The organism is Sphingobium cyanobacteriorum (assembly GCF_030580935.1).
In the GTDB taxonomy this organism is placed as follows: Bacteria; Pseudomonadota; Alphaproteobacteria; order Sphingomonadales; family Sphingomonadaceae; genus Sphingobium; species Sphingobium cyanobacteriorum.
The window spans coordinates 1-17,219 of sequence record NZ_JAUQOM010000026.1 but is presented as its reverse complement, the minus strand read 5'-3'; the positions used below and the strand labels follow the sequence as shown (position 1 = coordinate 17,219).

Here is a 17,219-nt window from a genome sequence, read left to right as displayed (position 1 = left end):
CGCTGTAGATCCCCACACCTCCCTGACTCGGCAGAAAGGCTTCAAGGTGGACGACTTTTACGCCGCCCGCAGCAGGACTATCCCGCCGCTACCGTGGTCGAATATTGCTCCGCCGTTCTCAGGTTATGAACGCAAAACCATTTTTTGCCAGTCAGGCTGGTCCCTGCCACTGTGTTTTGTCAGCGATTGGCGATGCCGAATTCAGTTCCGAAAGTCCCCCAACCGAGACCTCCCTTCCAATCTTCGCGCAAGGGCCTCGACAAAACCGTCATACCGCTCCTTCCCCTGCGCTTGCGCTGCCGCCAATGCACTATCAGGGAGCGGCGGATTGGCGGTTAGCCAGAACCGCACGAACAGGGCCAGGGCTTCGGTCGTGATTTCGGCCTGCTGATCCAGTGCTCCAATCCGCCGGTCGATGCGATCGAGACGTCGGCTCAGCGCGGCTTCGAGTTGCTCAGGATTGTCGGGCGACATGAACGAGCGAAGCGCCGCTTCGACGATATCGGGTTGTCCGACTCGTTTCCGCGATGCGAACTCTGCAAGCTGGTCGATCACATCGGGGGGCAAACGGAAGGTGCGCTTGAGTTTCACATGTCGATCCCGTCACCCAGATCGAGTGAAGCCTGCCGCGCACTGCGCTCCATGGTGCGGCGTATCCGCTCGTTATTGGCGGCTGCCTGATCGTCTTCGGCACCATCGGCATCGGAAAACTCGAACTCCGCTGTCGGTGGCTTAGGTTTGGCGACGACCTCGATGTGCTCAGGCAATTCCGGTTCGCGCCGCAATCCGCCATTGGCGGAATCGAGCTTGCGCCGATGTTCATCCGCCAACTCGGCATCAGGCTCGATCGGGGGTAGCGCACTCCAGTCGTTGGGCGAGCGAGGGTCCGTCGTCTGACCGCAATTGGCCGGTGCCTTGACCACTCGGGCCTGAAGCCGGCGATCCGTGTAGTAGCGCGCCTTCTTCGCCTTGATCGGGGGGGCACCGGACATCAGCACGACCTCATCGGTCTCGGGCAGCTGCAGAACCTCTCCAGGGGTCAGAAGGGCGCGCGCGGTTTCCGAACGCGAGATCATCAGGTGGCCGAGCCAGGGCGAAAGTCGGTGCCCGGCATAGTTCTTCATCGAGCGCTGCTCGGTCGTTGTGCCGAGCGATTCCGACACGCGCTTGGCCGTGCGCTCGTCGTTGGTCGCGAAGGCCACACGGACATGGCAGTTGTCGAGGATCGCGTTGTTCTGGCCGTAAGCGCGCTCGATCTGGTTCAAGGACTGCGCGATCAGGAACGCCTTGAGGCCGTAGCCCGCCATGAACGCGAGCGCGCTCTCGAAGAAGTCTAGCCGGCCCAATGCCGGAAACTCGTCGAGCATCAGCAGCACGCGCTGGCGCCTGGTCTTGGGATCGAACTCTTCAGTAAGGCGGCGGCCGATCTGGTTGAGGATCAGCCGGATCAGCGGCTTGGTCCGACTGATATCCGATGGCGGCACAACCAGATAGAGCGAGGCCGGGCGGCCATCGACCAGATCCGCGATCCGCCAATCGGAATGGCTGGTGACCCTGGCGATCACCGGATCGCGGTAGAGACCCAGGAACGACATCGCGGTCGACAGCACGCCCGAACGCTCGTTGTCGGACTTGTTGAGCAGTTCGCGCGCCGCGCTGGCGACCACCGGGTGCGGTCCGGCCTCACCCAGATGCGGGGTGTCCATCATCGCAAGGAGCGTGTTCTCGATTGTCTCGTCGGGGTTTGAGAGGAAGGCGGCGACGCCGGCGAGCGACTTGTCGCCTCCGGCATAGAGCACATGGAGGATCGCACCGACCAGCAGGGCGTGGCTGGTCTTCTCCCAGTGGTTGCGCTTTTCGAGGCTGCCTTCGGGATCGACCAGGATGTCAGCAATGTTCTGGACGTCGCGCACCTCGTTGATGCCGCGGCGCACCTCGAGCAGCGGATTGTAGGCAGTGGATTCCAGACTGGTCGGATCGAAGCGCAGGGTGCGGCTGAAGGTGCTGCGGAAGCCCGCGGTGATGTCCCAGTTCTCACCCTTGATATCGTGGACGATGGCCGAACCCGGCCAGGTGAGCAGGCTCGGGATGACGAGGCCGACGCCCTTGCCCGAACGGGTTGGCGCGAAGCACAGCACATGCTCGGCGCCGTCGTGACGCAGGTAGTTGTTGTTGAATTGGCCAAGCACCACCCCGCTGTCGGTGAACAGCCCCGCCTTGCGGATGTCCTCGCGGGTCGCCCAGCGCGCGGTGCCGTAGGTGTTGGCGTTGCGGTTCTCGCGGCCGCGCCAGACCGACATGGCAATGGCGACCACGATGGCGACGAAGCCGCCCGATGTCGCGATCATCCCGCCCTTGTCGAAAATCTGCGGCGCATAGGCGTCGTAGGAAAACCACCACCAGAACAGGTCATAGGGCCGGTAGACCGGATGGCCAAAAGCGGAGAACCAGGGCGCGCCCAGTTCGGGCTGGAAGCCGAGAGCCGAGGCCGTCCACTGGGTCGCTGCCCAGACGCTGATCAGGATGATCAGGAATACGGCCAGCACCTGGCCCCAGAGGATCTTCGCTGCGGACAATGACCATGCTCCTTCCCGTTTCGGAAAGGCTTGTCGGTGCGGCAAGCGCGCATTTGCAAGGCCCGCACGGCAGTGATCGCAGACTGGCGGAAGATCGGAAGGGGTGGCGGGATCGCCTGGGAGGGAGCCGCGCCAATTGCCGCGGCTTGAAGAACATAAATAGAACGAATATCGTTGCCGCCTTGCCGATTCGGCTCCAGCACAGGAATGACAATCATGCAGCACGATGTGGCGCTGCGCGAAGCCGCGCGCGCGATTTACGAGAGCGTCTATCCGGGCGAGGAATGGACGCCCGTCCCGTTCGACGAGGCCGAGCGGTTCGGCACGGTCCATTACCGCAACGCCGTCGATGCCGCGCTGAGGGCCGATGCCTGCCTCAACGGCGACGCCACGCACCAGCTGTTGCTGATCTGAGCGCCCATGAAGGTCCGGATCAGCGATACCGAACTCGCCCGCTGCATCGCCGTGGGCCTCGCGGTTACCGGCAAGCGCGGCCAGAGCAAGGATGCCGAGGCCAGCATCCTGCGCCAGCTCGGGCGTTACGATGTGTTCCGCGAAGCCGATGCCGCCGAAACCATGTCCAGCCAGGTGCCATTGTTCGCCGATGACTATGGGGTCACGCGGGCCGGCGAGGTGTTCGAGCGGGAGGTGGTCGACTGCAAAGCCCGGCGCGGCGATTTCGACTGGCCGCTCAAGCTCGACCGGCAGGGCTGATGTTCAGATCTCGATCCCGCGCGAGCGCCCGAGCGTCCACTCGATCCCGCCACCTGATCGCGATGCGCCGCTGACATATTGCCCCAGGTGCCGGTCGAGCTGCTTCGACCAGGGAACGAGCGAGAATCCGAGGCCATCGTCGATCATCGCAAAGCGCCCCGATGCGAGCTGGACGCGTCCGCGATAGACGCCCGACACCTCACCATTGGGTCTGCCCTGACGATAGGGCAGGTTGTGCTCGCGGGAGAGCACGGTTCCCGCCTCGGCAAGATCGCGATCGCGCAGCGTGCCGAGCAGATTGCGGGACAGCACGAAACGGTTGCCTTGCCGTTTCGCGAGACCCTCGGCTTCAAGATATTCCAGTCGCCGGGTCTTGGCTGCTTCGATCTCGGCCCCGAACCCGGCACCGAGCGCCAGCGGTTCGGAGACGACGAGTTGCTTGTCGAGCCAGGTCGATCCACGTGAAGTCTGCTGACTGGCAAGATCGAGATCGGAATGGGTCCAGAGTGAGGATCGCTCGCGTCCGCGCCGGTCGGTCCAGGTCCTGAGCTCGACGATCGCGCCGGGCGTGGCATCGCCCGTCAGGTCGATGTCGGAGAACTTGTGGTGATGGACGCGGCCGTCAGCACCATCGATCACGGCATAGGCCTCGCCAGTAAGCTCGTTGTGAAGCCCGCGCTCGACCAGTCGCCCGATCACCGGCTCCGGCGCGGCTCCATCGTGCATGGCGAACCGTCCGGTCTCGGCGGCAAGGCCCTGCCCGGTCATCGCCTGGTGCATGGTTTTGATCACGTCGCCCCTGACCGCGAGTTCGCGGAGCGATTGTTCGAGCCCCGGCTTCAGCCGCCAACACCCGGGCGCGATCCTGTCAGCAAGCTCCATGCGTTCCAGCTTGGTGGCGCGGCCGATGAGATGCCGGTTGCCGGGGTTTGCCGGGCGCTGCGGATCGGGGCGAAGATCGACCACGCCGCCCAGTTCGTCGGCCATCCGCCGGAGACGGCGATCGAGACCGGTCCAGCGGTCTGCATCGATCTCGCGCGCGATGGCCTGCTCGACTTCGCGCTCGCTGCGCGGTCCGAGTTCAAGCGAAACACGCGCTTCCGCGCGACTACGGAACCCCTCGCGGATGTAGTCCTTGTCGATCACCAGATCCGTGCCATCGTCGGCTTTGCCTCTGACCAGGATGTGGATGTGGGGGTTGTCCGTATTCCAGTGATCGACTGCCACCCAGTCGAGCCGGGTATCGAGATCTTTCGCCATGTCGGTCATCATCTCGCGGGTGAAGGTACGGACATCGGCAAGCTCGCCTGCATCTTCGGGCGAGACGATGAAGCGGAAGTGATGGCGGTCGTCGGCGCAACGCTCGGCGAAGAGCCTGCCGTCGACCGGTTCGGGATCGGCACCGAACAATGCGGCATCCTTCCCATCGCGAGTCACACCGTCGCGTTTGAGATAGGTCAGGTGCTGCGCGAGCGGTGCTGCCGCAAAGCGGTGTCCGCGATGCCGCACGACGCGCGCCTTGACGATGACACGGCGATGGCTTGAACGCGAAGTTGCCCGCAGATTGGCAATCCGGCCTCGCGCCAATCGGCCGGTGCCGCGCCTGGAGCTCAAGTTACCGGGTCGACCGCTGTGCCCGGCCCGGTTGGACAAGGCGCGAAGTTGTGCCTTGAGGGTGCGAGCTTTGCGTTGACCTGCGGCGCGGTCACGGATGCGTCCCGGTTTGATCTCAAAGTCATCGTCGCTCATGCGCGGCTGCTGTGCAGACTGGCGGCTGGCTCTACCGTTGATAGAAATGCGCCATTGTCTCGAAATGGAGCCAGCCGGGGTGCATGGTGACTGGCTCTGGAAAGCTCACAAATCTGCGCCCCCACATCCCAGCGGCTGGCTCCGCTTTTATCTTGCCATCGTAATTCCCCCTTCCTCCCTTCCGACCTCAACGCCCTCCATCGCCCGCCAATCAACGCCATGACGCGCCAGAGGGTGAACAAGGCGATCATTGTGATCCGCTCCCGGAAACGGGCGCGAAGAGGCCATTGAGTGGGGCAATCGAAGCTCGGACAGGTTGCGGCGGCGCGGCGGCGGCGAAGCTGCCGGATGCGCTCTCACCGCTGTCCGAGCGCGCGGCAAACAACTGGCTTTGCGTCCAGGGCAAGCGCACCGGCTGCACCGGAGATGCGCTGGCAGCCACGGTCGCCGCGCTGTCGACTTGTAGCTGTGGTGCGATCTTGGCGACATAAGCGCGGGTTTCGGCGGGAAGCGGCCTGCCGCGATCCCGCCAGCCCTCGTAGCGACCAGGCCCGGCATTGTAGGCGGCGAGCATGCCGGTGGCGCCGTAGCTTTCGTACATTTCGCGCAGGTAAGAAGTACCCGCCATGATGTTGTCGCGCGGATCGAAGGGATCGCTACCAAGCCCGAACCGGGCGCGCTGGCGCGCCCAGGTTCCGGGCATCAGTTGCATCAGTCCCATCGCACCCGCCGACGACACCGCACCGACGCGGCCCGCGCTCTCGGTCCGTATCACGGCGTAGATCCAGCTCTCGGGCAGGCCGAAGCGCTGTGAGGCCTCGGCCACATGATCGGCGATCGCGATGGTGCGCGACGGCGCTTGTTCGGCAGCGGCCTGCCCGAAGGCAGGCGCGTAACCGAACAGGCAGAGTGCCGAGACGAGGAAGGCGAGCGGAGCAGTCACGCGCATGGCTCAGCCCGCCGCTTCGCGCCTGGTCGGGCGCGACCAGACCAGAACGTGACTGTTTCCATCGCCCTGGAACAGGTTGGCGCGCAGCGGCTGGACGAACATCGGGTCGTCGATCTGGATCGCGACATAGTCGCCCGCCTTCTCGCCGACATGCTTCCAGCCTGCACCGACCTCGCGCGCCTGATCGCCCGATCCAGCGGTCACGCGGAAGTCGGGCGCGTTCTCGCTGTCCGAGTTTTCCGCCGGGACGAGGGCAAGTTTGATGTCGAGCGTCAGTGTGTGCAGATGCCCGGAAAAGCCGCCATTGGCAGCAGTGAATGTTCCGATACGCATGGGTCAGTCTCCTTCGGTTGGTGAACTTGGGGGAAGATCGGAGCGCGGATCGGCGAACCAGACATGATCGCCATCGCCCGCTTCGTCGGTCCAGACGGGCGTGGCGCGGCCAATCACATCGGCGATGCGCAGCACGCCGAAATAGCGTCCGTCGAAGCTGTCGGGGGCAGCAGGGTTCATCACGAACAGATCGCCGGAGCGCAGCATTCGGCAGCCAAACCAGGCGGGAAGCGGGCGGCCGAGCTGGTCGCGAGCCCGCGCCACGCCGACAATAGCGCCGTCGATGGTCACGCCGTGACCGAAACGGCAGATGCGCTGGCCGCTGACGGCGGCAATGCGCTTGATCAGCGGTACGCCGGTCGGGAGATAGCCCCGCTCGGAGAGCAGCGCGCGCAATGCGGGCGGTGGCTCGATTGCGACGCGTTCGCCGACATGGAGGCTGGCCTTACCGCGGATCGCGTAAAGCCCGGTCGGGACCGATGCGGTCGCGTTCCATACTGCGTAGCGCGAGACCGGCACGGCGAGCGTCGCGAGTGTGGCGGCGACAACTGCGCCTGCAAGCATGAAGCGTCGCCGGATCATGATAGCAGCGCCTTGCGCTGGAGCCAGGCGCGGTGCCGCGCCGGCGAATAGTCACGCGGCGCTTCGCGCGCGGCGAGCCGGTTGTGGACGTGCCGCCAATGATCGGGCGCGACCTCGCAGGGGTCGATGCCAGATGCTTCGATTGCATCGATCAGGCGGAACACCCGCGCGACCTTGGGCCAGCCATGAACGGCCAGCAGCAGCTCGCCGCCAGGATCGACCTGCGCGACGGGCGTGACGGATTCGTCCGGCTCCACGGCGCGCACGATGTCGAACGAGGAGCGGATCGTGCCGTAGTCGTTGCTTGCCCAGCGCACCAAGCCGAACACCTGGCCGGGTGCATAACTCTCGATTCGCTGGCTGCGGCTGACAATTCGGTTGGCGACGGGCTTACCGAACTTGAGCCAGTCCTCGTGCTTGCCTTCGCGCCAGAACAGCGTGACGTGAGTGAGTGGCGGACTGTTTTCCGACCTCGTCGCGGCAGGCCGACGGGGCGGCCCTTCGCCATCCGTCCACAGCGCTCCTTGCGTTAGCAAGAATCCGAAGGATTCTTTGTTAGCTAAGTTAAGGGCGCAAAACGGCGCAGATTTCTGCGGGTTTGAGGGCCATTTCGGTTCCCGATAGTCCGAACTTTCGGTTCCTGATCGTCCGAGTCCGGCGGTTCCTGATAGTCCGAATGACATCACGATATATCCACAGGTTGAAGTCCGACGCGGCGCATCGCGGCGTCGAACGGATCAAGGGGGATCGAAACGAAATTCAGCCGCTCGCGGCCGAGCGTATGCTCAAGACTGAGGGCATATCCGGGGAGCGCTTGGCGGCGGACAATGTCGCGCAGCTCGAAGGCGAAGCGCTTGGGCGGCGAGAGCGCGCCAGACTTCAGATGCAGGTGCTGGAAGTCGAAGCTCCAGCCACCCTTTTGTTTTCCGCCATGCTTGCGAACGAGCCGGTAGAGCCAGCGTTCGAGACCCCCGGTCAGCGCGAAGTAAGCGGGGTCGATGGTGAGCACGAGCGCCTGGTCGAGTACGCCCTCGTAGAACCAGTCGGGGATGATCATCTCGATCCCGAGCGCACGGCCTGATTGGTCGAGGCGCTCCTTCCATTCGTTGATCCAGCTGAACCGATGCCGCCGCCGAGCATCACGCTGGCGGATAGAGGTGGCAATCGTCGTCGATTGCAACCGGTCGAGCCCGGCCTTCAATCGCTCGTAGCTCGCCTTGCCGGTCCCGCGCCGGGTGAAAGCGAGGATCTCGTGCGGCGTGGCGGCGATCAGCCGCGAAGTGGCGCGACCGGCATCGCGTGCTTCGACGATCTGGCTCGCAACCCAGATGAGGACGTCGGCGTCCCAGATGGTCGCCATGCCGTGTTCGGCTGTCGCCTCGACCAGGATCGAGGTCTCGCCCATCCGGAAGTCGATCGGCCGCACCCGCTTGGTCTTGGCGAGGCTGAAGAACGGCCAGGCCATCAGGTCCTGCGCGTCGCGCGCGGCGATATCGCCGCCTGCGCTGACGAACAGGTCCAACTGGCGACTCTCTGCCGGGAAGTGGGACAGGCGCGACACGGCTGGCGTCAGCGGCGAACTGGCGGCGTATAGCCGTCGAGCCGCTTTGCGGGATGGACCACGCCCTTGCCGGGATCGCTGGTCGAGCGGCGCAGGCCGAGCTCGGCCCAGGCATCGAGGTCCTCGACCGAATAGACGATCCGCCCGCCAAGCTTGCGGTAGACCGGCCCGGTGCCGAAGCACCGATGCTTTTCGAGCGTCCGGGCGGAAAGGCCCACATGCACGGCGGCATCGGGCGTCCGCAGGAACCTGGCTATGACGGGGGTGGGTCGGGCATCCATGGGCGGCCTCCGCTGGGGTTCGACCACAGCGGCGGGCTGCCGCTGGTCGCAGGCAGCAATGGCGAAAGCGGAAAGCCGGGAGGGAGTGACAGAATTAGCGGAGTGAAGATTGTCACCCGGGGCGCACAGCAGTCAGTCGTGGAGCAGCAGCTTGCGGTATCCGCCGTTCACCAAGTGGCGCATTTCGGCGATCAGACGGAGCGTGTGCCGACGTTCTCCCGAACCTTTCCAGGTCGCGCCGGCCAGAGGGCGATGCCGCGGGAAGACGAGGCCGAAGGCGAGGTCTCGCGGGGATGATCCGGCATCAAGCGCATCGTGGATGCCGAGTAACAAGGCGAGCCGTGAACGCCTGTAGGCGGACGGCGAGGCCGCGCGGTCAGGCCTGAGGCGGAGCCCGCGCGCCACCCGCTCTAAGCGGGTCGCAGCGACGAGCCGGGCTGACGCGTAGCGGTCGTGCAGGATGACCAGGCAGTCGGGCCCACACGAGGGAAGCGCGCGCAAGCATATACGAAATCGTGCGCCGCCATGGGCGGCGACCAGGTGATGTTCAGTAGGGCCGCTCTGATCCGTCAGCGGCTCAAAGCCGGGCGGCAGCGGGATCGCCCTTATGTCAGCGGTTTCGAACACGACCACGTCGGGAGCGACGAGCGGCGACCAGAGCGCCGGACTGGTGCGGGGATCTGCATGCGGCAAGGTGGGGAAAGCTTAGCCCCCATCGCCCGGCCAGACCCTCCCCTTCCATTTGAGTGCTTGCGGGATTCTCGGCGATCCTGATCTGTGTCTCGGCATGATCTCGCAGATAGTCGGGATTGCGTTGCAGGAACTCCTGCGCAAAGTCGGCGTAATCGTGGAGTGCGTATCGCTCCGCTGCATTCGGCGAGCGCCAAGATGATCCACCCGACACATCCGATCTCCGCAAGTTCAGGTGAAACGGTTGTATGTAAGTATTTGAATATCGTATTTTCTTGGCAAGGTCCGTTACTGCAGGGCGTTGTCCACCCAAAGGTAGAACCAGTCCTGCGCCAATCACGCTTCGACGGGGTTTTGTTGTGGGTTCAACGCATCTGCAGCAAATGTCGGAACCCGTTGTCACGCATCCAATGCGCGCGTGACAGGTGGCTAGAGAAGATCAGCCTGGCATTTTCGGTGTCCACGTCGGGATCAACTTCGAAGATGATACGCACGATCTCGCGCCAATCCGCACCTTCGGCCTCAGCATCGAGCAAGCGCAGGTATGTGACGAGGTTCTGCTCGTCATAATCGGTTATATCGTCGCCTTGTGGCGGTTCAGTCAGGAAATTCATTTTTGTCATTGGACCCGCTGGAGTGGCCAACCCGAATCGCGCCACCTCGCTTAGAGCAGTGTGTACACGAAAACCGTGACTCATACTTAGCCCAGACAGGGGACAAACTTCCCCAACTGAGGGACAACCTGGCTCTCACGGTGCGATGAAGCGGACTCAGGGCACGACCACTGGTCGACCTACTCCCGACTGAACCCGAGGCGCTGAAGAGTATACTCCGTGGTTAAATACTCTGCAATGGCCGTCATTGCGCGTAATGACATTGCGCGAGGTCCTGGCAGAAAATTTGAAACGGCACCGGTTGGCAGCGGGTTTGTCGCAGGAAGAGCTTGCCCATCGCGCCGATATCGACCGGACCTACGTCAGCAGCCTCGAGCGGTGCCAGTACGCCGCCACCGTCGATGTGATCGAAAAGCTCGCGCGCGAGTTGAAGATCGACGCTACTCTTCTGCTGCGGCAACCCTGAGGCTCCGGCGTTACCCATGACTACGGCGAAGCCCCGCCCGGCGGGTGCCGGGCGGGGCCTGTCTGGCCGGTCAGTCGCCGTTCGTGCGGCGGGCGCGCGACCAGATCAGGTTGTAGGTCTTGCCGTCCTCGTCGTCGAACAGGTTGGCGAAGATCGGGGCGGTGAAGCTGGGATCGTCGAGCTTGACCGAGAGATAGTCGCGGCCTTCGTTCGAACGCTTGGTCCAGGCGGCGCCGATTTCCGCGCGGCCGACGAAGACCCGGTGCGACGGCGCGTTCTCGTTGTCGCTGTCTTCGGGGACGATGCGGACGTTCTTCTGCTGCACCGACATGGTGACGATCTCGCCCTTGTACTCGTTGCCGGTCTTGGTGAAAGTTCCGATGTTGGCCATGATCAATTCCTTCAAGTTGGTCGAACCCGCGCCCATCGCAGCCTCGATGGCTGGTTGAAGGCAGGGGCTTGATCCGCTGCACCCGAAGGGCCGGAACGCATGTGGAGGACGGGGGGCTGACGGGTTTCTTGCCTCGCGAGGAATGGGCGGAACGCCCAGGGGAAGAAACCGGGCTGCCCCGCGTTGCAGCAAGGGCTCAAGCGGCGAAGCCATCCCCTGCCAACCAAAGCCATTGACGAGGCGGCATCGGGCTCGGGTCGCACTTGACCGGCCAGGGCATGGCTCCCTCCCGGACCTCACAGACTGGTATCGGATGGAGGTGGGACACCTCGTCCATTGGTGCCCGCAGCGAGGCGCCGCACACCCGAACCGTGGCATCGGAAAAATCGCTCGCCGCCCTTTGCTCGGGACTACGCTCAATCGGGCCGCTGGTCCGGAGTCGCTCCAGTCCGCACCCGTCCGTCATGCCGGATCCTGCCACCACCATTTCGGGAACCTGACGCGGATGAGGCAAAGCCACCCCGATCCTATGCTGCCCCGTTTCGGCTGGGCCTGACTGGGCATGCCCCGTCCGGCAGCCGCCGGGCGGGGCTTCGCGCGAATTGAAGTCACCGAGCTACGCGGCTCCATTGCGCCCATGAGGCAGTGGCGATCACGGTGGCTCCGATCAGCGACACTGTGACCTGCCATGCGTTGCCGGGCATGGTCGCAGCCGCAATGCCGTGAACGGCGTGGTATCCAGCAAGCGCTGCCGGGAGTGAAAAGACGAGCCCGATAGCGGCGCGGGCATGGTCGGAACGGACGAGGCCGAGCGCGATCTGAGCAATCGCGATAGTGGCAACCGCAGCGAGGGTCGCCGAGACCAGGGCAGCAACGATTCCGCTATCAGCGCGGTAGGTGGCCGAGCCGGCAGCGAAGGCCACAAACAGCGGCAGGGCATGGACCGAGAGGCGGAAGAGCAGAACGAAGCACAGAAAAACTGCGACGATTATCAGGGCAAGACCGATCAGCATGGCGTCCTCCTTGAAGCCAAGGGCAAGGGACGCGCTCTCCTCCTCCACCGCAGCGCAATGTGCTTGGGAAGCATAGCAGACATGCGAACGGGCCGGAATACCCGATGGGGATCCGACCTGTCCGGCAGGTGCGCTTGGACGCGCTCAAGGATTGAACGGGTCATATTCGTGTACGATGCTGTCGGCATCGCCATCGAATTCGGCCGAGGGAACGGCGGCGTAGCCATTACCGGCGTGGAACAAGGTGACGCAGACCATCAGGGTGCGAGCGAGGCTCCAGGCGTTACGCTGTGCGATGGTGAGTGACATGTTCTAGCTCCTGTCTCGGAGCAGGGGCCATCCCCGCTCGACAGGCCCCGGACAGACGGCGCAAAGCCGCAATCACCACGAAGGAGCGCAGCACCGCAGTGGCCGCACGCGCAGCGTAGCGGACCCCTTGCGGGTTGATTGAAGGAGGATTTGAGGCGGCCAACGGAATGGCCTTGAAGAGTGGGTGGCTTCCCGGACTGGTTGCAGGAAAGTGGCACTAGAGCGGTTCGCATTCGCAGGCTAAAAGCACTCAGATGAACACGTTACCTAAGTCGATAACTCCGGAACTGCTCAGCTTTTGTCAGTCTATTTCGCCAGAACGGCCGGTTTACGTCCGATCAAAGCGATCGTCAGATGCACAGATGTCAGCATGCTTTGACAACGTAGCACGAAAGATCACACGGGCTGGCGGGACAACCGCCTACGGATGGGCGATATGGCACATTCCCGGTCTCTATTTCGAGGCTGAGCATCATGGAGTCTGGCGCAGACGAAGTGGTGAGTTGATCGACGTCAGTCCGCAACTGGGAGATGTTTCGAAGATACTCTTCCTGCCAGATCGTACGGCCGTCTATGATCCCAGCCAATTTCGGTCCAATGTTATCGCTCCTGTGAACGACACTCCCCTTGCCACCGAGTTCGTCGCGATGGCCAAGGCCCGGAATGCAATTCTCGATCGATATCGAACGGGCGAATACATTGCAGTGGCGTTGAGCGCGGCTGATCAATCAGCACTTGATGCCATCACGCGCCGTTTGAACGAGCTTTGGAAGTTGGCCGGAAAATGAACGGTCGAAACTAGGGCTCATTCGATCGCCCAGACTGAAATCCCCATCTTCCGGGCTTTGTCGACAAGATTAGCGTTGATACCATTACCCGGGCAGGAGACCACCGCCTTTGGCAGTGCCTCGAGCATCTGATCATTGCGACGGAACGGTGCAGCCTTCTTGAACCGCTCCCAGTCGGGCCGGAACGGGACATGGGTGATCTTGCGCGCCCGTGCCCAGAGCGAAGCGATATGTTCGCCGCCTGTCGGGTTGCCGCCGTGGAACAGGACCATGTCGGGATATTTGGCGAGGACCTTATCTAGCACGGCCCAGATGCGGTTGTGATCCTGATAGGCGGGGCCGGAAGTGAACGCGATGCGCGTGCCGGTCGGCAGCATGGGCTCGGTTTCCGAACGGCGCTTGGCGGCAAGGAAATCGCGGCTGTCGATCATGGCGGCGGTAAGGGTGCGGTGATTGACGAGTGAGCCGGTGCGCGGGGTCCAGGCCCTGCGGAAATGGGCTTCGAACTGGTCGGAAGCGGCCTCGCGCATGAACTCGATCGCGTTGCGGCGCTCGATCAGCCCGATACCTTCACGGATCAGCCGTTCGAGTTCGACCGATTTGACCTCGGAACCATCCTGCTCGCGCTGGCCACGTTTCTGGGCGTCCTCGTTGTCGTCGAGCTCGCACTGAATCCGGCCTTCGGCACGGTGGAAGAGGTTAGCAAGCGACCAACACAGGTCTTCTAGTTCGGGTTCGAGCCTGGTGTCGAGCATGGTGGCGATCAGCGCATCGAACATGTCGGCGACTGCACCAGCGGCGATGCGTTCTTCGGGAAGCGGCCGCGGATCGGCTTCGTCCGAAAAGGGGCGGTATCCGTAAAGCGCGATTTCATCGAGGAGATGGGCCGTGGGCGAGGATTCGTGATCGGGTTCGGTATCGGGTATCATGGAGCTTGCCTTTCAGGTGTCCGGGCACCTTGCCCGGCCTTCACGGGCGTCGCTCTGACCGGCTGCCGGGAGGCGGCATCCGCCAGGACCGCAGCGGCAGCGGAGGATGGCGGGCGGGCGGCTATTTTGGTTCGCGATGGAACGGCGCTTTAGCGCCGCCGGAAAATAGCCGCCCAGACCGCCATTGCGGCCTCCCGGCAGCCGGTCTCTCGGACGCCCCTCAAGGAAGGCCGGGTGGTGCCGGATCCTGGACGGGCAGCAGCACCGATCTCAGCCCGATCCTTCGACCTCGTATCGGCTCAGCCTGTATCGATGGGAAAACGTGTGCGATCCTGCTTGTGCAACTGGCGGGCGATCCGTTGCCCCAGTGCCGATGCGCCCTGCTGGCGCAGATCGTCGTTGAAGTCGCCCAGCGCCGGCGTGAGCGGGACCACTTCAATCCCCGTAGCCTGCGCCCGGTCGCTCAGGATGCCGAATGCCGCGTCGCCAGCTGCATCCCGGTCGCGCGCGACATAGAGGCGCCGCAGTTCCGGCGGGAACAGGATGGCGGCAAGATGAGCCGACGAAGTGGCGGCGGCCATTGGCAGGTCGGGCAGGACTTCGCGCAAGGAGAGCATGGTCTCGATGCCTTCGCCTGCGACCATGATGTCCTGGCAAATTCCGAACCGCACCGCGTGTCCAAGGATATTGCCCATTGCCCGGCGCGGTGAAGCGACATGGGCCTTGCCGTTGCCATCTGGGTCGAGCCAGCTCCGATGCGTGCCGGTCTGTTTGCCATCGTGGTTGGTCACTGCGGCGATCAGTGCCGCGAACGCGCCCGGTGTCCCTGGTGCATCGTCCTCATTGGGGCGGTAGTAGCAGCGCGGATGGAACCGCAGCGCGGGCAGGTCGTGCAATCGCGTGATCCCGCGCGAGCGGAGGTAGGTGGCGGCGATCGAGCCGATCAGCGGCTTGGATGCGGCGAACAAGCGCCTGGCGGCTTGCAGCGACCCTGCTCGTGCCGGTTTGGCATAGCTGGCGTGATCGTCATTGTCGGTCGATGGCGGCAGAGCGAGAAAGCGTTCGGCCTCGTCGATGGTCTCGCCGAGGCGAGCGTGGCGCTGGTTGTGCCGGATGAGGTCGACCAGATCGCCATGTTCGCCGGTCGCGGCATCGACCCAGTTGCCGATGGCCCCGCGTTCGGTCTCGAACAGGCGCACATAGAGGCTGCGCCCCGGCGTTCCGGCGACATCGCCGATCATCCAGTAGCGCCCCTCGCGCCGACCTGCGGGAAGGTAATGGCGGCAGACGGCCTGCACATTCTGTGCAAGCCGCTCCGACAACTCACCGGCTCGGTTGGAAAGCCTGCCCATGTCAGGCAGCCTTCCGGTCGGCGATGCGGGTCAGCGGATGCCGCTCGAACAGGCGTTCGAGAGCGGCGCTGCCGGTCACCGCATCGTCGGGCACGAACAGGCGCAGCTTCCAGCTGACGATTTCGGAGAACAGACCCATCGACTTCAGGCGATCCACTGCGGTCGGCGCAAACCCGGTCAGTTCGATTCGGTTCGCCTGCATCAGCCGCGAACGGCGTAGCTGCAGCCCGTCGGCGAGATTGAGATGCGCGTGGCCTTCGCGCAGCAGGGCGAGTGCCTGCGGCGGTGACAATGCCGGAGCATCGTTCGGAAGCACGCTTGCCGCCCATGCCGGTGATACTCGGCGCCCGATGATCCGGGCGCCATCGTCGGTCTGAAGCCGGTAAACCCTCGTCGATTCCTCAGGGAGTCGCTTCCAGATTGGCAATAGCAGCCCGGTGACGATGTGGAGTTCACTCGTCGTGAACTCCTCCAGCCCGGCGATCTCGGTCTGCCAGGCAGCAGAAAACGTAGCCTCGTCAGCAGGTTCCCAGCTGGTTTCGGGCATATGGCCCAGCGCAAAATTCAGCCGCTCCATCGGCCGGACCAAACGCACACGGCGTTCGACCTCGCCATCGTCGAGCATGAGGCTGCGGGCGGGCAATTGCACTGCCGCGCGCTTCGACCGCGTGTTGATGAGCAGCTTCGCGCCTGGCTCCCTCAAAAGATCGAGCCCCTTGGCGAGGTCCAGCGGCCGGTTGCGGTCGCGCATGGCGATGGTGAGCAGCCGGGTTTCGGCGCCGGTCGAAGGGTGGGTGTAGATCGTCTGACTGTCGGTGACCGCGAAGCTGTCGGCAGTCAGCGTCTCCAGCCCAAGATCGTAGGTTCCGCCCGCGATTGCGCTATCGACCTTGGCGCTGAGCAATTGTTCGAACACAGTGAACAGGACGTTCTGCATGGCGATGGTCAGTGCCAGCAACCGGTTGAGGAAGGTGGTGATCGGCGGCAGTTCGTCCTTGAGGCAGCCGCTGCCATCGGTCAGCGACAAGCCCGTCATCGCCTCGAACGTCCCGAGCGAGCAGTGCTCGACCTTGCCTGCGTAGATCAGAAGATAGAGCTGGCGCAGGGCATCACGAGCATAGGGGCTTTCGAGATTGTCCTCGGGCCGGAACAGGCCCTGGCCGCCGGTCTGGCGTTGCCCTCGCGTGATCGCGCCCAGCGTGTCGAGCCGCCGGGCGATGGTCGAGAGGAACCGCCTCTCGGCCTGGACATCGGTCGCAACGGGCCGGAACAGCGGCGGCTGCGCTTGGTTGGTGCGATTGGTGCGCCCGAGACCCTGGATCGCGGTGTCGGCCTTCCAGCCTGCTTCGAGCAGGTAGTGGTGCCGCAGCCGCTGATTGCGGCTGCCGAGATCAGCATGATAGCTCCTGCCCGTGCCGCCCGCGTCGGAGAAGACAAGGATCTGCTTCTTGTCCTCCATGAACGCCTGCGCCTCGGCAAGGTTGGCATGGCCGGGCCGATTCTCGACCGCGAAGCGTTCGCCTGCGCCATCGACCTTGCGCACGATCCGGCGCGAGCGACCCGTGACCTCGGCGACCATGTCGGTGCCGAAGCGTTGGACCAGCTGGTCGAGCGCGCCCTGAACCGGTTCCATCGCCGCAAGCTGTTCGATCAGCCGGTCGCGCCGTTCGACCGATTCCCGGCACTGGATGGGATTGCCGCCATCGTCAAAGGCGGGGCGCGAAGCGAGGTTGCCATCACCATCACTGAAGCTCTCATGGAGCTGGGTCGGGAAGCTGTGCAGGAGGTAATCCAGCACATATTCTTTGCAGTCGCAGTTTATGTCGAGCGTGGCGGCGAGAGACGCAGGTTTCCTTCGGTTTTCCATGATTTCACTCCAGATAATATGCGGGTTAGAGGGAGTGTTCGAAGACGGGTCAGGC

Annotated in this window: 22 protein-coding genes; 4 read left to right on the top strand and 18 right to left on the bottom strand. The window is 63.9% G+C overall.

Features of this window, described 5'->3' with window-relative positions; genetic code table 11:
• Nucleotides 1-201: 201 nt before the first annotated feature.
• Both Q4610_RS20495 and Q4610_RS20490 read right to left on the bottom strand, forming a co-directional pair.
• On the bottom strand, nt 202-591 hold the full coding sequence (locus Q4610_RS20495) for a CopG family transcriptional regulator (protein WP_304537725.1): 390 nt from the start codon (nt 589-591) through the stop codon (nt 202-204).
• On the bottom strand, nt 588-2,576 hold the full coding sequence (locus Q4610_RS20490; RefSeq protein WP_304537724.1) for a conjugal transfer protein TraG: 1,989 nt from the start codon (nt 2,574-2,576) through the stop codon (nt 588-590). Before Q4610_RS20490 ends, Q4610_RS20495 begins: the two co-directional genes overlap by 4 nt.
• Nucleotides 2,577-2,792: 216 nt before the next feature.
• Between Q4610_RS20490 and Q4610_RS20485 the strand changes: the two genes are divergently transcribed.
• Together Q4610_RS20485 and Q4610_RS20480 are read left to right on the top strand one after the other, a co-directional pair.
• Nucleotides 2,793-2,990, top strand: a complete 198-nt coding sequence (locus tag Q4610_RS20485) for a hypothetical protein (protein ID WP_096367875.1) — start codon at nt 2,793-2,795, stop codon at nt 2,988-2,990.
• A 6-nt stretch (nt 2,991-2,996) separates the two neighbouring features.
• Nucleotides 2,997-3,290 (top strand): hypothetical protein, encoded by a 294-nt coding sequence (locus Q4610_RS20480; protein ID WP_304537723.1) that lies wholly within the window; start codon nt 2,997-2,999, stop codon nt 3,288-3,290.
• 3 nt (nt 3,291-3,293) lie between these two features.
• Here Q4610_RS20480 and Q4610_RS20475 read toward each other — a convergent pair whose 3' ends face one another.
• The 10 genes from Q4610_RS20475 to Q4610_RS20430 form a co-directional block, all read right to left on the bottom strand.
• Nucleotides 3,294-5,039: a relaxase/mobilization nuclease domain-containing protein gene (locus Q4610_RS20475; RefSeq protein WP_304537722.1), complete on the bottom strand. Its 1,746-nt coding sequence runs from the start codon at nt 5,037-5,039 to the stop codon at nt 3,294-3,296.
• A gap of 247 nt (nt 5,040-5,286) precedes the next feature.
• Nucleotides 5,287-5,988, bottom strand: a complete 702-nt coding sequence (locus tag Q4610_RS20470; protein WP_304537721.1) for a lytic transglycosylase domain-containing protein — start codon at nt 5,986-5,988, stop codon at nt 5,287-5,289.
• A gap of 3 nt (nt 5,989-5,991) precedes the next feature.
• A complete protein-coding gene (locus Q4610_RS20465; RefSeq protein ID WP_304537720.1) occupies nt 5,992-6,321 on the bottom strand; it encodes a DUF736 domain-containing protein in 330 nt (109 codons plus the stop codon).
• A gap of 3 nt (nt 6,322-6,324) precedes the next feature.
• On the bottom strand, nt 6,325-6,903 hold the full coding sequence (locus Q4610_RS20460) for a S26 family signal peptidase (protein ID WP_304537719.1): 579 nt from the start codon (nt 6,901-6,903) through the stop codon (nt 6,325-6,327).
• Nucleotides 6,900-7,439, bottom strand: coding sequence for a DUF2840 domain-containing protein (locus Q4610_RS20455; RefSeq protein ID WP_304537718.1), 540 nt, complete (start codon nt 7,437-7,439; stop codon nt 6,900-6,902). The genes Q4610_RS20460 and Q4610_RS20455 overlap by 4 nt, the downstream gene beginning before the upstream one ends.
• Nucleotides 7,440-7,585: 146 nt before the next feature.
• On the bottom strand, nt 7,586-8,419 hold the full coding sequence (locus tag Q4610_RS20450) for a replication initiator protein A (protein WP_482241491.1): 834 nt from the start codon (nt 8,417-8,419) through the stop codon (nt 7,586-7,588).
• 53 nt (nt 8,420-8,472) lie between these two features.
• Nucleotides 8,473-8,745 (bottom strand): helix-turn-helix transcriptional regulator, encoded by a 273-nt coding sequence (locus Q4610_RS20445; RefSeq protein WP_304537717.1) that lies wholly within the window; start codon nt 8,743-8,745, stop codon nt 8,473-8,475.
• Between the two features lie 132 nt (nt 8,746-8,877).
• Entirely contained in the window at nt 8,878-9,438 is a 561-nt protein-coding gene (locus Q4610_RS20440; RefSeq protein WP_304537716.1) for a DUF2285 domain-containing protein, read from the bottom strand.
• A complete protein-coding gene (locus Q4610_RS20435) occupies nt 9,356-9,649 on the bottom strand; it encodes a transcriptional regulator domain-containing protein (RefSeq protein ID WP_304537715.1) in 294 nt (97 codons plus the stop codon). Before Q4610_RS20435 ends, Q4610_RS20440 begins: the two co-directional genes overlap by 83 nt.
• Nucleotides 9,650-9,800: 151 nt before the next feature.
• The gene (locus Q4610_RS20430) at nt 9,801-10,049 is read right to left on the bottom strand and encodes a DNA -binding domain-containing protein (RefSeq protein WP_336622885.1); all 249 of its coding nucleotides are present in this window, start codon (nt 10,047-10,049) and stop codon (nt 9,801-9,803) included.
• A gap of 256 nt (nt 10,050-10,305) precedes the next feature.
• Here Q4610_RS20430 and Q4610_RS20425 point away from each other — a divergent pair, with 256 nt between their 5' ends.
• Nucleotides 10,306-10,515: a helix-turn-helix domain-containing protein gene (locus Q4610_RS20425; protein ID WP_304537713.1), complete on the top strand. Its 210-nt coding sequence runs from the start codon at nt 10,306-10,308 to the stop codon at nt 10,513-10,515.
• 70 nt (nt 10,516-10,585) lie between these two features.
• Here Q4610_RS20425 and Q4610_RS20420 read toward each other — a convergent pair whose 3' ends face one another.
• The 3 genes from Q4610_RS20420 to Q4610_RS20410 form a co-directional block, all read right to left on the bottom strand.
• On the bottom strand, nt 10,586-10,906 hold the full coding sequence (locus Q4610_RS20420) for a DUF736 domain-containing protein (RefSeq protein WP_304537712.1): 321 nt from the start codon (nt 10,904-10,906) through the stop codon (nt 10,586-10,588).
• Between the two features lie 608 nt (nt 10,907-11,514).
• Nucleotides 11,515-11,919 (bottom strand): hypothetical protein, encoded by a 405-nt coding sequence (locus Q4610_RS20415; protein ID WP_304537711.1) that lies wholly within the window; start codon nt 11,917-11,919, stop codon nt 11,515-11,517.
• Nucleotides 11,920-12,063: 144 nt separating this feature from the next.
• On the bottom strand, nt 12,064-12,228 hold the full coding sequence (locus tag Q4610_RS20410; RefSeq protein ID WP_304537710.1) for a hypothetical protein: 165 nt from the start codon (nt 12,226-12,228) through the stop codon (nt 12,064-12,066).
• A gap of 503 nt (nt 12,229-12,731) precedes the next feature.
• On the opposite strand from Q4610_RS20410, the gene Q4610_RS20405 reads away from it, so the two are divergent.
• Nucleotides 12,732-13,016, top strand: coding sequence for a type 2 periplasmic-binding domain-containing protein (locus Q4610_RS20405; protein WP_304537709.1), 285 nt, complete (start codon nt 12,732-12,734; stop codon nt 13,014-13,016).
• A gap of 17 nt (nt 13,017-13,033) precedes the next feature.
• Here Q4610_RS20405 and Q4610_RS20400 read toward each other — a convergent pair whose 3' ends face one another.
• From Q4610_RS20400 to Q4610_RS20390, 3 genes are all read right to left on the bottom strand, one after another.
• The gene (locus tag Q4610_RS20400; protein WP_304537708.1) at nt 13,034-13,945 is read right to left on the bottom strand and encodes a DUF2493 domain-containing protein; all 912 of its coding nucleotides are present in this window, start codon (nt 13,943-13,945) and stop codon (nt 13,034-13,036) included.
• A gap of 299 nt (nt 13,946-14,244) precedes the next feature.
• Nucleotides 14,245-15,297 (bottom strand): DUF7146 domain-containing protein, encoded by a 1,053-nt coding sequence (locus Q4610_RS20395; protein ID WP_304537707.1) that lies wholly within the window; start codon nt 15,295-15,297, stop codon nt 14,245-14,247.
• A 1-nt stretch (nt 15,298) separates the two neighbouring features.
• A partial coding sequence (locus tag Q4610_RS20390; protein WP_304537706.1) for a strawberry notch C-terminal domain-containing protein occupies nt 15,299-17,219 on the bottom strand: 1,921 nt, incomplete at its 5' end.

Excerpts from the sequence above, each read along its gene's own strand:
- Q4610_RS20485 (WP_096367875.1), top strand. The coding sequence starts at position 2,793 with ATGCAGCACGATGTGGCGCTGCGCGAAGCCGCGCGCGCGATTTACGAG.
- Q4610_RS20480 (WP_304537723.1), top strand. The coding sequence starts at position 2,997 with ATGAAGGTCCGGATCAGCGATACCGAACTCGCCCGCTGCATCGCCGTG.
- Q4610_RS20475 (WP_304537722.1), bottom strand. The coding sequence starts at position 5,039 with ATGAGCGACGATGACTTTGAGATCAAACCGGGACGCATCCGTGACCGC.
- Q4610_RS20470 (WP_304537721.1), bottom strand. The coding sequence starts at position 5,988 with ATGCGCGTGACTGCTCCGCTCGCCTTCCTCGTCTCGGCACTCTGCCTG.
- Q4610_RS20465 (WP_304537720.1), bottom strand. The coding sequence starts at position 6,321 with ATGCGTATCGGAACATTCACTGCTGCCAATGGCGGCTTTTCCGGGCAT.
- Q4610_RS20460 (WP_304537719.1), bottom strand. The coding sequence starts at position 6,903 with ATGATCCGGCGACGCTTCATGCTTGCAGGCGCAGTTGTCGCCGCCACA.
- Q4610_RS20445 (WP_304537717.1), bottom strand. The coding sequence starts at position 8,745 with ATGGATGCCCGACCCACCCCCGTCATAGCCAGGTTCCTGCGGACGCCC.
- Q4610_RS20430 (WP_336622885.1), bottom strand. The coding sequence starts at position 10,049 with ATGAATTTCCTGACTGAACCGCCACAAGGCGACGATATAACCGATTAT.
- Q4610_RS20425 (WP_304537713.1), top strand. The coding sequence starts at position 10,306 with ATGACATTGCGCGAGGTCCTGGCAGAAAATTTGAAACGGCACCGGTTG.
- Q4610_RS20420 (WP_304537712.1), bottom strand. The coding sequence starts at position 10,906 with ATGGCCAACATCGGAACTTTCACCAAGACCGGCAACGAGTACAAGGGC.
- Q4610_RS20415 (WP_304537711.1), bottom strand. The coding sequence starts at position 11,919 with ATGCTGATCGGTCTTGCCCTGATAATCGTCGCAGTTTTTCTGTGCTTC.
- Q4610_RS20410 (WP_304537710.1), bottom strand. The coding sequence starts at position 12,228 with ATGTCACTCACCATCGCACAGCGTAACGCCTGGAGCCTCGCTCGCACC.
- Q4610_RS20400 (WP_304537708.1), bottom strand. The coding sequence starts at position 13,945 with ATGATACCCGATACCGAACCCGATCACGAATCCTCGCCCACGGCCCAT.
- Q4610_RS20395 (WP_304537707.1), bottom strand. The coding sequence starts at position 15,297 with ATGGGCAGGCTTTCCAACCGAGCCGGTGAGTTGTCGGAGCGGCTTGCA.